The sequence below is a fragment of the Polynucleobacter sp. UB-Piko-W3 genome, from assembly GCF_018881635.1.
In the GTDB taxonomy this organism is placed as follows: domain Bacteria; phylum Pseudomonadota; class Gammaproteobacteria; order Burkholderiales; family Burkholderiaceae; genus Polynucleobacter.
Genome location: NZ_JACVPY010000002.1, coordinates 1,645,978 through 1,658,368, shown reverse-complemented (window position 1 = coordinate 1,658,368; position 12,391 = coordinate 1,645,978). Strand labels below are relative to the sequence as shown.

Here is a 12,391-nt window from a genome sequence, read left to right as displayed (position 1 = left end):
TTTATTAGCCTAATAGCTAATTACCAAATACATTTTTAGTAATTAAGATCGTGCCATTGGAGGGGACAATGGCAGGCCTAGAACAAATAAAAGCCGCCAAGTTGCTAGGTAAGCGCTTGCGTAAGGTTCGCGAAGAGCAGGGGTTCAATTTAGCAATCCTTGCCTCTACACTGAAAGTCACCGTAGTTGAATTAGTTGCCATTGAAGATGGCAACTTATACGCATTTGATAATTCATTAGAGGCATTTTCAGAATCGGCTGATCGCTACGCACAAGCGGTTCGTTTCGATTCTTCATGCGCAACAAGCCCCACAAAAGAAGAGGGGCCCATTACCGCAAAAGAATTAGACATGTCTATTCCTCATTTTCTAAGAAAGCAAGACTAGAGATGTATTGGAAGATTCGATTTAGGGTTAATAAATTAGCTGATAGCCCAATTTCTACAATTCGTATTGATGCCAATAATTTACGAGATGCCTGCTCACAAGTCTTGAGTCTTTATCGTATGGCCACAATTTTGGACTATCAACAAGATAGTGGTGAGGTTAAGCGATTTGAATTATCTGATATTGGGGCTAAGTCTTATCCAATAGATCCCAACATGTTTTCAGTGGCCAAATAATATTTTAGTTGAGGAAGCAATGTCTACAGTAGAGCTAGGTGAGTTAAATCTTCGTAATGGTAAGAATGACGTGGCCTTTGAGATCTTTTTTGATTTGGCTCAATATGAACTAAGCGCAGATGCTCAGTTTGCCTTAATTAAAATGTGTTCAGATGGCCTATTAAAGACAGATCAGATTGAAAGTCTAATGACTTGGTTAAATCGAGAGTCTGGAAGAGGCAATGGCTACGCAGATTACAACGTGGGTTTAATTCATGAGCGGGGATCAATTGGCAATGGACCTGATTACAAAAAAGCAGTTGAGTTCTATTTAAAAGCGATTAAGGAAGATGTTCACGATGCGCTTTGTAATCTCGGGAATATTTATATCACTGGAGTAGGGGCTACACAGGGAATCCCTCAGGATATAGAAAAAGGGATTGAGTTTTTGGCTAAGGGTGCTGAGCTTGGAAGTAGGCAGGCGGCTTATACACTGGGCAGTTACTTCGGTAAGGGTGAAATTATTCCCGTTAACTATAGCAAGGCATTTTTCTACCTAACACTAGCAAGCTTAGCTCAGCACGATCAGGCAAAAAGAATTTTGCTCATCATGGAGCATAGTGTTAAAGATGATTTTTCTAAAGAGCTTGAGCAGGCAAAGCATTTACATTCAAAGATTGAAAATATGCGTCAGCTATATAAATTGCTATGAGAGATAAGGTCAAGATTCTCATTACCAACCAAAAAGGTGGGGTTGGAAAGAGTACTATCTCCGCAAATCTAACGGGATTTCTTGCGATTGAAAAAAATCACAAAGTCTCGCTTATCGACTTTGATAAACAGGGCACCTCATCAGTGCTCATTAGTAAAAATCCCCACTCAAATATTCAGGCTTATAAAGCTGGGTTGTCTTATCAGCAAAATTCTAATTACACGATGCTTGAAGCTAGGGCCGCATTAAGGCGTTACGGGGCCCATGCGGAAATTACTATTGCGGATTTAACCTGGACGTTTGGCCTGCCTTACGACTTTATGTTGGATTTTGATATTGTTATCGTCCCAAGCTCTAACAGTAAAGTAGAAATTGCCAGTACTGAAATCTTTATTCTCGAGTATGTACAGCGTCAAATGCTCAAGATAAAGCAAAATGGCCAAATAATTCTAGTCGCCCCTAGTCGCGTTGATCGGAACCAAATAAGCGAAATTAAATTTCGTGGACTAGATTTTTTAGATAACTGTTTTATATGCCCACCTATCTATAGAATCTCACAAATTAATAATGAAATACTGAATGATTTTTGGTTCCGTATAGACAATGGCATCATTTCAGAAAATATGTACGAGTTCGGTAACTTCGTTCATGAATACATATTAGAGGGTAAGAAGAAAAAATCTGAGGCTCCTATGACCTTACAGTCAAAGCCTCCACTGAGTTCAGTACCTTTAATACGATCACAGGCTCAAGACTCGCAAATTGGATTTCTTAAACAAGGCGAGTCGATGGTAGCCTCTCAAGAGCAAAAAGAATTTAGTTTTATCCCTCCATTTCTTAGGAAAAAGTAAGCTGAAATTATTTGCCAACGTTTCCTAAGAATCTTCCAGAGTCGATAATAGCTTTAACTTAAGCATTGAGTAAGTAAGCGCTTACGGAAAAGTTGTTTAAAACGACATTACAAGACACTATGGTGGCTGATTGGCATAGGGATGACAACGCAATCTATGCGCACAGAAAAATTGTCCCTCGCAAGATTCTGATTTCATTGCCAAATTTGACCGACACAAGGACGCACAATTTTTAGACAAGTCGAGACTGGTGACTCAAGCCTTTGAAATCAAAGCGAAAGCGGTCTATCGGAGGATATTTGAAAATCCTTGTGTCGGTGGTTCGATTCCGCCCCGGGCCACCAAACTCAAATAATGCCCTGCTTCGTGCGGGGCATTTTCTTTTGGTCGGGCGGACTTGCTTCTTCCATTTAACATATGTACAATGTACATATGACTTCACTGCGATTTGAATGGGAGCCCAGAAAAGCTTCGGCCAATTTGAAAAAGCACGGCATTTCGTTTGAAGAGGCGAAATCTGTGTTTTATGATGAAAGCGCTAAGTTAATTTCTGATCCCGATCATTCGGAGGATGAAGACAGATTTATCTTGCTGGGAGTAAGCCATTCTCTTCGTGTGATTTTGGTTTGCCATTGTTATCGAAGCGAGGGTAATGTCGTTCGTATTATTTCGGCTCGTAAGGCAACCCCTAAAGAGTCAAAAGCTTATTAAAGGTGATGAAGATGCGTAAAGAATATGATTTCTCAAAAGCTCGTAAAAATCCATATGCTTCTATGCTTAAGAAGCCCATTACCATTAGATTGGATGAGGATTCAGTGAGCTACTTTAAATCTGTATCAGAAGAGGTGGGCATTCCTTATCAAAGTCTCATTAATCTCTATTTGAGAGATTGCGCAGCTTCACATAAGAAATTGAACCTTAGCTGGAAGTAGTCTAGAGGTAGGATGAGAATCTCCTAAGGTCCCGGTTCGATTCCGCCCCGGGCCACCAAGAAACACTAAAACCACCTTCGGGTGGTTTTTTCATTTAATCAAAGTGGGTTACTGAGATGGCCAGTTTTTACATAGATGAGTGCGCCCTCTGACTTGGTGAAGGGCGCATGCTTACTATATCGAGGACTTCTTATCCAGGTTCCGGCAGGATATGAGCCGTGCTCATCATGAAATACGCCTTTGAGGACAAATATTTCTTCTCCGCCTGGATGAACATGAGGATTAAAAATTGTATTTGGTGCCCAGTGAACTAAGGCTGTTCCAACACCATCAAATTCATGAAGTGGCATTACGGATAGACCTGGAACTAAGCCAGGATGCCATGTGGCCGTAGATGTATCTATTCTGACTATTGAATCATCTTGGGCATTAAATTGCCGTAGTTTTACAAATAAGACACAACCTTCTTTTGAGTATGGAGTATGTTTACTGTTGGGCGGATTGCGAATGTAGGTGCCGGCCGGATAGTCACCGTACTCATCAGAAAAGCTACCCTCAATAACTAGGATTTCTTCTCCGCCGCCATGAACATGTTCAGTGAAAGATGATTCGGGGCTGTACTTCACCAGTGAGCTGGCTCGCGCAAGTTCACCACCAATTCGATCAAGATATTTTCTTTCGATGCCTGATACGGGCGATAAGTTCCAGCCTAAGTCCGAGGTATTAATTACTGTTTTCTGGGAAAAGTCCGAATTAATATTCATTTATAGATTCATGTAGAAAGCCATCAGCTTACTGGAAATAGAGTTGGGCATCCTAGGCCTTGGCCGATTTTGCCCCGCACAATCTTACTTAGCTTAAGATTGTGGGACAGAATATAATAAGCAATCGTCAAAGACCTTAATAGATTTTTAAATTTATGACTACTGTAAAACAAGTTATTGAACAAAAAGCCAACACCATTTTTTCTGTACGATCATCTGACACCGTAGAAAATGTCTTAACCCTTATGCGCGATCATCGAGTAAGGGCAATTTTAGTTGTCGATGACGGTAATTTAATGGGGATCGTTTCACAGGGAGATTGCGCTATAAAAGTGTTGTTGCCGCACAATAATCCAAAACAAGTGACCGTTTCAAAAATAATGACAGCAAACCCGCTTACTGTGCTGCCATCTAATTCATTAGAAGAGTGTATGGCAATAATGGTTCATAAACATATTAGACATTTGCCTGTATTAGATAAAAACAAAGTAGTGGGTGTCATCTCTGTTGGGGACTTGGTAAAAAATATTATTGAGGCTCAAGGTAGTCAAATTAAGTTTTTAGAGACTTATATTAACGGCCACGGTTAGAACTTATGGGCATGAATTCTGGCCCCTTGCCAATTCCGCCCTGGGCCACTAAGAAACACCAAAACCACCTTCGGGTGGTTTTTTATTGGCACTACGTCTCGCGAGGGTTTATGGGTGTTCCCGGCGTTAATTGAGATACTTCTATGTATTAGCCAGATATGACCCAGTTGATCGAATTAACCTATGTGAGTGAGCCTGCCCAAGAAATGTCCTTTCTGGGCTTGATGCGCTTGCTTTATCACTCCTATTTGAGAAATGCGAGTGCGGGGGTTACAGGCGCTTTGATTTTTGAAAATAATCGCTTTGGTCAAGTCATTGAGGGGCCAAGGACCCAAATTGAAGATTTATGGGAAAAAATTCAAAAAGATACTAGGCATAAAAATATACACCTCGTAGAGTCAAAGCCAATTGAACATAGAAGCTTTAGTAAGTGGACAATGGTTTTTCAGGGCAGTGAAGAAGTGGCAAAAAAATTACCTGAAATAGCGGCAGCCGTTGAGGAGGCAGATTTTCCTGCTGGACATCCACTCTTGGTTGCCCTGAGAGATCTTAAATAATCTATTGCTTTCATTTGGCGAGATCACAATAGCCCACTTGTTGGGCTATTTTCTTTTTGTATAGAATTAATCTATGACAAATCTAAACCAGCTCCCTACAGACCTCCCCATTCCTCAAGACGATGGCTCAACCAATCATTTGAAGGGAATGAAGCTGCCCAATGTTTCTTTAAATGCCACTAATGGTAAGACTCTTAATTTTGCGGGCATTAAAGGTAAATTGGTTATCTATTGCTATCCAATGACAGGGCAACCTAATGTTGCTTTACCGGATGGTTGGGATCAAATTCCCGGAGCAAGAGGTTGCACTCCCCAGAGTTGTTCATTTAGAGATCACTATCAAGAACTTCAAGCATTGGGTGCAGAGCTTGTAGGCTTGAGCGTTCAAACTACGGAATACCAAAAAGAAATGGCTGATAGGCTTCATCTGCCATTTCCAGTTGTCAGCGATGTGAACTATGAATTTCAAAAGGCATTAAATATGCCTACCTTTCTAGCCTCTGGAATGACTTTATTAAAGCGAGTCACACTCATTGCTAATAATGGTGTGATCGAGGCCGTTCATTACCCCATCTTCCCAAGTGATAGTGATCCAACTTGGGTAATAGATTATTTGAAGAGTCATCAAAGCTAGGTTCATTTCACACTCTTCTTCAGAGTCCAGGCGCTTGGATGTTGCTCAAAGCCAAGCGGCCCATAATATTCTCTAGCCTTTGGAGCGGCGAGCAAAACCAACATACATTCTGGTTCGAGATCTGATTTAGTTTTCTCAATCAATTGCTTTCCAATGCCCTGCTTTTGATATTGAACATCTACAGCTAGATCGGATAGATAAGCAACATATGAGAAATCAGTCAATGATCTAGAAATGCCAACCAACTTATCGCCATCCCATGCCGAAATAATCAGATTGGCATGTTGATACATATTCTCAAATGCTTGGTGATTATGAATGGGGCGTCTTTCTCCAAGTGTCGACCTAATATATAAATCAATCGCTTGATCAGCAGAGATTTTGGCTGTGCTGGAATAATTAATATTCATCTTTTTATGTTTGATAAAAATACCAGTCTATAGAGACCCTATAAAAAAGTAAATCAAGAATCGCGCGCCCTAACTGCTCTAAGGTATTCTTCGATAATGAAAACAGCCAATCTTTCGGCAATGACGCCCTTGCTGGCATTCAAGTTGGTTATGGTGGCCGCACTGTGGGGCGGAACTTTTATTGCCGGAAGAATTTTGGCCCAGTCCTTGCCTTTAATGACTGCGGCATTTAGCAGGTTCTTTGTCGTCTCAATATTGCTGATCATTGTTGCGGTAAAGATGGAGGGAAAGCTGCCGCGCTTAAATCGAGAGCAAGTATTACTAACTGCTGTTTTAGGGTTGACAGGTATTTTTCTTTACAACATTTGTTTTTTTGGCGCATTAGCGAGGGTACCTGCGGGGCGCACCTCTTTATTTGTAAGCCTTACTCCAATCGTGACGGCTGTTTTGGCTAGCCTCATTTTTAGCGAGAGGCTTGGAGTGCATCGCTGGGCTGGCATAGTAGTGGCACTACTTGGCGCGATTGTTGTGATTACGCGTGGCGATTTAATCGAAGCCATTACCGATATCAGTCAATCACTTGGGCTAGGTGAACTAATGATGCTTGGCGCTGTTTTTAGTTGGGCCACTTACACATTAATTTCACGCAAGGTCTTAGAAACACTCTCACCTATTACTGCCACTACTTACGGCACCTTATGGGGCTTTCTGTTTTTAAGTATTGGCGCTATTGGTGAGTTCAATGACATTGATTGGATTCATCTGGATTGGCATGTATGGATTTCAGTTTTCTACTTAGGCGCGTTTGGTACTGTACTTGCATTTATTTGGTATTACCAAGGCATTCAAATGGTTGGACCATCCCGTACAGCAATTTTTACCAACTTGGTTCCAGCATTTGGAGTGCTATTTTCTGCAGTATTGCTTGGTGAGCCGATATTAATTTCTATGGTGGTTGGCGGCCTTATCGCAGTCTTAGGAGTTTCGCTAGTGAACAAGAAATAGAGTTTGGCATTACCGGTCTTAGTCGATTCTGGCTCGCACTACCAACCATTTAAATAGCTCACTCTGTTAATGAACTCTACAGCTAGTAACTTTATTCTATAAGGTACTCACGGGTAATCCCTAGCATGAGGATATTTACCCTATGTTAGATAATTAACCGGAGTAAAAACATTAACTATAAGAAGTAAATACGGAGAGACTATGAGCAACCAAAGACGAGAGTTTTTAAAGGTGTCCGCCTTAGCTGGCGGTGCAGCGCTAACAACCCCTTTTATTTCAAAGCAGGCTGAGGCAGCTGGACCTGGTGCAGGGGCTGTAAGGATTGCCAATCCCGAGATGGCAAAGAATATGGCTGTTTTAAATTATAAAGTGAACAATAAATACGTCTTAGGCGTAAAGACAGACAAGGGAATTTTAGACGTTGCTAAGGCAGCAAAACAGTTCAAGGTGAAGGCGCCAATCAATACTGATGATTTGATTCAGAATGGCGATCAAGGCCTAGGTAAGTTGGTGAGTTTGGCCTTGAGTAAGGGCAGCCCAGATTTATTTTTGGATGAAAATAAAATCGAATATGCGCCTGCTATTACTAACCCCGAGAAAATTATCTGCGTGGGATTGAACTATGCAAAGCATGCTAAAGAAACTAATAATCCCATTCCAACGCTACCAATTTTATTTAATAAATTCAACAACACACTCAATAGCCATAATGGGGTTGTAAAGGCATCATTAGTAAATGCAGAAAAGTTTGATTACGAAGCAGAGTTAGTTATTGTGATGGGCAAGCGCGCATACAACGTTAGTGAGGCTGATGCCTTGTCATATGTGTTTGGCTATGCAACAGGACAAGACTTTACGGCACGTGATTTACAGCAACGCAGTAGTCAGTGGATGATTGGCAAAACCAATGATGGTTTTGCGCCCATAGGCCCATACATTGTGACATCAGATCTAGTTGGGAATCCAAATCAACTGAAGATTGAGCAATATGTTAATGGTGAGGTCCGTCAATCATCTAATACTAACGATATGGTTTTTAATTGTGCTCAGATTGTGAGCTATGCCTCTAAAATTTTTACTCTAGAGCCAGGCGATATTATTTTTACTGGCACGCCAGAGGGTGTCATTACAGGCTACCCCAAAGACAAGCAGGTATGGCTTAAGCCCGGAGATAAACTTGAAACGCGTGTTGAGAAGCTAGGTAATCTCAAATTTACTGTGTCTTGAGATTGGCGGCATAAAAAGATGTGACACTCAGCCCGGGTAGATTTCGCCCCGGACTACCAAGAGTCTAAATAGCCCACTTGTTGGGCTATTTTCTTGGGGCATCTCCATCAAGCAGTGTTCTTTATTAGAGTAGTAATATTCAAATCTATGAAATACGCAAACGAAATATTCTTCTTTGTTTTTGCTTTGATCCTATGGGGATTGCTTTACGGTTCAAGGTTTATATTAACTACGGGCAAAGCTAGCCAATCTGAAAAGCTATGGCTAACTGCCCTCACGCTCACTGCCACTTCATTTACGCTCTTCGCATTAGCATCAACAATATCCTTAAGTTTGCTTACAGTGGCAAACACCTGTTTTATTGCTAACTTTATTTACTTTGGATTATTTTGCCGTTCTCTTAATGGCCCGATTCCAAAAAATGTGAACATTCTTGTTCTTGCGGGCTTGTTGGTTTTCGCCGCTTTATTTGAATACTTAAGACAAAATGGATTCTTTATACAAAGGGTTGGCTTGATCAGTCTTATAGCAGCCTCATGTTTTGTTTGGGAGCTCAGGGAGTTGAGGCGCCTTAAGGAGATTCGCTCCAACCAACTTAGGTTTTTGATTTACACCGTTGCTATCGAATTAGTCCTTACTATTGCCAGGCTTACTGCCTTGTACATTGATGGTGGATTATCTACCCCTAACTTGTATCAAGAAGGTGTAATTAGCTCTTCAATCAGATGGGCATGGCTTGGTATCTCAATCCTATCTTATGTGGCAGTCCTTGGTTATTGGCTAGAAAAAATAAGTATTGAAAAGGCTCAAGCGATACAGGAAAGCTCCAAAATTATTGCCCTATTAAAAGAAAAGGAGCGCTTGATCTATGGCCTACTCAAGGCTAACAAGACTTCGGCCACTGGCGCTCTGTCGGCATCTATTGCTCATGAACTCAATCAACCCCTTGGTGCATCAAATCTGAATATCCAGTTTCTTAAAATGAAATTAGAAAAGGGCGTTATTAGTCCTGAGTTGGGCAAGGAGATTTTAGATTCTCTAGAGGCGGATAACCATCGTGCGGCGACGATTGTCAAATCACTCAGGTCAATATTTATCGAGAGTGACTCAAGCGCTGAAGAGGTCCAATTAGGCAAATTGATCTCTAAAGTATTAGATATTGTTATGCCAGAACTGAAGTCGAAAAATATCCAAATTCAACTTCGAGTTGATGAGCAGTTGATGGTTAAGGTAAATGCCACCGAAATTGAACAAGTCATATTGAACTTGATGAATAACGCCTTACAGGCTTTGGCTAACTCGGGAACCCTCCAACGCCGCATTACGATAGAGGCCACTAAATCTGGCCAGCTTATTCGCTTAATTATTTCTGATAACGGGGATGGCGTGTCTGCCGAATTTAAGCCTCAGTTATTTGAATTACTAAGTACTACTAAACAATCTGGTATGGGTTTGGGCTTGTGGCTTTGTAAGCATATTGTCACTAGATGTGGCGGCTCGATTCATTATGAAGATACTGTTGGTGGCGGCGCTACGTTTGTGTTTGAACTTCCATCGGCCGCCTAGAGCTAGAGCCAAATATCCTTAGGCCCGGCCCATTTCGCCATTGCCACCAAAAATATAAATAGCCCACTGCTTGGGCTATTTTCACCCAGCTTGGCAGAATTATTAAGCATCTATTACGATGGGGTGGCTTACTTACAAATAATGAAATGCTATGACTCGTTTTAATCGAACAATCTCCCTATGTATTTTTCTTCTAGGCAGTCTTTTTATTGCCCAGCAAGCGATAGCTTCTTTAGCGGGTGATTTGCAGGATGGCCAGCATGTCTTGCTGATGAGGCATGCCGATGCCCCTGGCTATGGAGATCCTGCTGGGTATGTCATTGGCCAGTGCTCTACGCAGCGTAACTTGGGTGATTACGGCAAAAGACAGGCCAAGGCAATTGGGGCATGGTTGGCTAACCAAGGGATTCAAAAAGCAGAGGTGTTTAGTAGCCCATGGTGTAGGTGCTTGGATACGGCAAATCTGCTCAATAAAGGACCGGTAAAAACGGAAGCATCACTAGGGTCATTTTTCGATAATATGAGTCTAGAGAAGAAGCAAACCAAAGCATTGGAGACGTTCATTAAAAATGAGTTAGCCAGGCAATCTAAGACACCAATTATTCTAGTAACGCACCATGTGAATATTCAGGCCTTCACCGGAAAAGTCGTTGGAGTAGGCGACATGGTTTTAGTGCGGGTGAATAAAAATGGAGAATATCTTTCTCACACAATCTACCTAAGTCCTCAGCTGTAGGGCATTAGACAATTTTACTTGGAGATCTTTATGAAATATTTATCTTTTACGTTTTTATTACTCATGTCTTTAATAGGAACTTCTTGGGCCGCAGATACTGCACCTACTAAGTCAGACCCAGTTTGGCTGACTGAAGCAAGGACAAGTGTTAAGTCAGAAAAATACGAACAGGCTATCAAACAATTACAGGCAGCTAACGAAACAAGTTCTGCAGATTGGAATAATTTGTTAGGTTACAGCCTTCGTAAAAAACAACCGCCTGACCTGGTGGGCGCTGAAAAATATTATCAAGCTGCATTGAAAATAGACCCTGAGCATCGAGGCGCTCTTGAGTACTATGGCAAGCTTAAGTTGATTAATAATGATTTGCCGGGAGCTGAGGCGCTATTGGCGAGATTAGATAAAGTCTGTACTTTTGGATGTGAGGAATATTCCGATTTAAAAGGCGCCATACAAAAATATAAGTCTAAAAAGTAGAGGTATCCAGAATGAAAAAAGTCTTATGCAAAGCCGCTGTTTTGTCTATTTTCCTTAGTCTAAATTTTGGCATTGTCTACGCTGAACCTTCCATCCCTCCTTTCTACCAAGCTGTAAGCAAAATGAGCCCAGATGGTAAGTTGGGGCAAGTTATTAAAAAAGAGCAAATATCCACCGCAGTGCCCGGTGCTCAGGCATGGCGTATCGCTTATATTTCTTCAGATGTGGGCGACAGGAAAACGATTGCCACTGCTTTAGTCGTTGCTACAACTGCGAAAGCTCCTGCTGAAGGTAGGCCCGTCATGGCATGGGCACATGGAACCACGGGAACTGCGCAAAGCTGTGGCCCATCTCAGCTGACCAATCCCGCCGTTTCTTTAAATCAATATTTCTTATTGGATGGAAACTCGTGGTCAGACTACGGGCTTCCAAGCCTAGAGGCTTTTATTAAAGAGAGTTATGTAGTGGTTGGCACTGACTATCAGGGCCTAGGTGGTGGTGGCAAGCATCAATACGCAGTAGCTAATACGCAAGCAAAAGATACGATTGATTCTATTAGAGCAGTTGGTTCAATGCAAGAAACCGGCGCCGGTAAGAAGGCATTTATTTATGGCTGGTCACAGGGCGGTGGAACTGCGATTGCAGCTGCCAGCATGCCAGATTACATTTCCAAAAAGAGGACTGCATTTGATGATATCGAGCCAGTAGGTTTTGTAGCCTTGGCCCCTTATGATGTTGCGGTAACAATGCCTGGCGCTAAACTTGATCAAGCAATATCAGAAAAAATGATCAGCGAGTTAAGTGCTAGCTTTTCTGACAATGTATTTAACTTTGCGCATTTTTCAATGACTCTATGGGGTACTCAGGCCGCATTTCCTAATCTCAAGTTAATCGATTTGTTAACAGATGATGGCGCAAAAGTGATCGACAAAATTTACTCTAATAAATGCCTCCATGCATCAGCCGATACTTTGAACTATGCCTATGGGGCTGGATATAAAAATCTTTTAAAGCCAAAGGCGCAAAATACTCTGGCATGGGCGCAAGCATTTTTGAAGGGAAGCGTTGATCCAGTCAAGCCGGTGGCCCCTGTTGTTATTTATTGGGGTACGAAAGATACGGTTGTGCCTCCTGTGATGGGCGAGCTCTATCAAAAGCAGATGTGCAAGTTGGGCGGCAACATTAGCAGAGTTCAATTACCAGGAGAGCAAACCCACTTTTCTACGCCAGGTACCGCCGCGCCCCTGTATTTGCCTTGGGTAAAAGATCGCATGGCTGGAAAAGCGCTAGCCAATGCTTGTCCTAAAAACTGAAGAGTTTTTTAAAATG

17 protein-coding genes are annotated in these 12,391 nt (G+C 41.8%); 15 read left to right on the top strand and 2 right to left on the bottom strand.

Annotation, left to right across the window (positions count from 1 at the left end):
- The first annotated feature begins 68 nt into the window (after window positions 1–68).
- The 6 genes from ICN31_RS08830 to ICN31_RS08805 all read left to right on the top strand — a co-directional run bounded on the left by ICN31_RS08830 (window position 69) and on the right by ICN31_RS08805 (window position 3,096).
- A complete protein-coding gene (locus ICN31_RS08830; protein WP_216260530.1) occupies window positions 69–386 on the top strand; it encodes a RodZ family helix-turn-helix domain-containing protein in 318 nt (105 codons plus the stop codon).
- A 2-nt stretch (window positions 387–388) separates the two neighbouring features.
- A complete protein-coding gene (locus ICN31_RS08825) occupies window positions 389–622 on the top strand; it encodes a hypothetical protein (protein ID WP_216260529.1) in 234 nt (77 codons plus the stop codon).
- A 19-nt stretch (window positions 623–641) separates the two neighbouring features.
- Window positions 642–1,313 (top strand): tetratricopeptide repeat protein, encoded by a 672-nt coding sequence (locus ICN31_RS08820; RefSeq protein WP_216260527.1) that lies wholly within the window; start codon window positions 642–644, stop codon window positions 1,311–1,313.
- On the top strand, window positions 1,310–2,164 hold the full coding sequence (locus ICN31_RS08815) for a ParA family protein (RefSeq protein ID WP_216260525.1): 855 nt from the start codon (window positions 1,310–1,312) through the stop codon (window positions 2,162–2,164). The genes ICN31_RS08820 and ICN31_RS08815 overlap by 4 nt, the downstream gene beginning before the upstream one ends.
- A 432-nt stretch (window positions 2,165–2,596) precedes the next feature.
- Window positions 2,597–2,875: a BrnT family toxin gene (locus ICN31_RS08810; RefSeq protein WP_068949842.1), complete on the top strand. Its 279-nt coding sequence runs from the start codon at window positions 2,597–2,599 to the stop codon at window positions 2,873–2,875.
- 5 nt (window positions 2,876–2,880) lie between these two features.
- Window positions 2,881–3,096, top strand: a complete 216-nt coding sequence (locus ICN31_RS08805) for a BrnA antitoxin family protein (protein WP_228385080.1) — start codon at window positions 2,881–2,883, stop codon at window positions 3,094–3,096.
- Window positions 3,097–3,194: 98 nt separating this feature from the next.
- Here ICN31_RS08805 and ICN31_RS08800 read toward each other — a convergent pair whose 3' ends face one another.
- Window positions 3,195–3,860, bottom strand: a complete 666-nt coding sequence (locus ICN31_RS08800; protein ID WP_216260523.1) for a cupin domain-containing protein — start codon at window positions 3,858–3,860, stop codon at window positions 3,195–3,197.
- Between the two features lie 155 nt (window positions 3,861–4,015).
- On the opposite strand from ICN31_RS08800, the gene ICN31_RS08795 reads away from it, so the two are divergent.
- The 3 genes from ICN31_RS08795 to ICN31_RS08785 all read left to right on the top strand — a co-directional run bounded on the left by ICN31_RS08795 (window position 4,016) and on the right by ICN31_RS08785 (window position 5,641).
- Window positions 4,016–4,450, top strand: coding sequence for a CBS domain-containing protein (locus ICN31_RS08795; RefSeq protein ID WP_216260522.1), 435 nt, complete (start codon window positions 4,016–4,018; stop codon window positions 4,448–4,450).
- A 158-nt stretch (window positions 4,451–4,608) separates the two neighbouring features.
- The gene (locus tag ICN31_RS08790; RefSeq protein ID WP_216260520.1) at window positions 4,609–5,007 is read left to right on the top strand and encodes a BLUF domain-containing protein; all 399 of its coding nucleotides are present in this window, start codon (window positions 4,609–4,611) and stop codon (window positions 5,005–5,007) included.
- A 73-nt stretch (window positions 5,008–5,080) separates the two neighbouring features.
- Window positions 5,081–5,641, top strand: coding sequence for a peroxiredoxin (locus ICN31_RS08785; protein WP_216260518.1), 561 nt, complete (start codon window positions 5,081–5,083; stop codon window positions 5,639–5,641).
- A gap of 2 nt (window positions 5,642–5,643) precedes the next feature.
- On the opposite strand, the gene ICN31_RS08780 is transcribed toward ICN31_RS08785, so the two are convergent.
- Entirely contained in the window at window positions 5,644–6,051 is a 408-nt protein-coding gene (locus ICN31_RS08780; RefSeq protein ID WP_216260516.1) for a GNAT family N-acetyltransferase, read from the bottom strand.
- A 96-nt stretch (window positions 6,052–6,147) separates the two neighbouring features.
- On the opposite strand from ICN31_RS08780, the gene ICN31_RS08775 reads away from it, so the two are divergent.
- The 6 genes from ICN31_RS08775 to ICN31_RS08750 all read left to right on the top strand — a co-directional run bounded on the left by ICN31_RS08775 (window position 6,148) and on the right by ICN31_RS08750 (window position 12,375).
- Complete coding sequence (locus ICN31_RS08775; RefSeq protein WP_216260514.1) at window positions 6,148–7,056, top strand: DMT family transporter; 909 nt, start codon at window positions 6,148–6,150, stop codon at window positions 7,054–7,056.
- A 201-nt stretch (window positions 7,057–7,257) separates the two neighbouring features.
- Window positions 7,258–8,283 carry a fumarylacetoacetate hydrolase family protein gene (locus tag ICN31_RS08770; protein WP_216260513.1) on the top strand — a complete coding sequence of 342 codons (1,026 nt, stop codon included), beginning with the start codon at window positions 7,258–7,260 and terminating at the stop codon, window positions 8,281–8,283.
- Window positions 8,284–8,430: 147 nt separating this feature from the next.
- A complete protein-coding gene (locus tag ICN31_RS08765) occupies window positions 8,431–9,849 on the top strand; it encodes a sensor histidine kinase (RefSeq protein WP_216260510.1) in 1,419 nt (472 codons plus the stop codon).
- 151 nt (window positions 9,850–10,000) lie between these two features.
- Window positions 10,001–10,585 (top strand): histidine phosphatase family protein, encoded by a 585-nt coding sequence (locus ICN31_RS08760; RefSeq protein ID WP_088525532.1) that lies wholly within the window; start codon window positions 10,001–10,003, stop codon window positions 10,583–10,585.
- A gap of 30 nt (window positions 10,586–10,615) precedes the next feature.
- Window positions 10,616–11,062 carry a M48 family metallopeptidase gene (locus tag ICN31_RS08755; protein WP_255530950.1) on the top strand — a complete coding sequence of 149 codons (447 nt, stop codon included), beginning with the start codon at window positions 10,616–10,618 and terminating at the stop codon, window positions 11,060–11,062.
- Between the two features lie 11 nt (window positions 11,063–11,073).
- The gene (locus tag ICN31_RS08750) at window positions 11,074–12,375 is read left to right on the top strand and encodes a lipase family protein (RefSeq protein WP_216260509.1); all 1,302 of its coding nucleotides are present in this window, start codon (window positions 11,074–11,076) and stop codon (window positions 12,373–12,375) included.
- The last annotated feature ends 16 nt before the right edge of the window (window positions 12,376–12,391 follow it).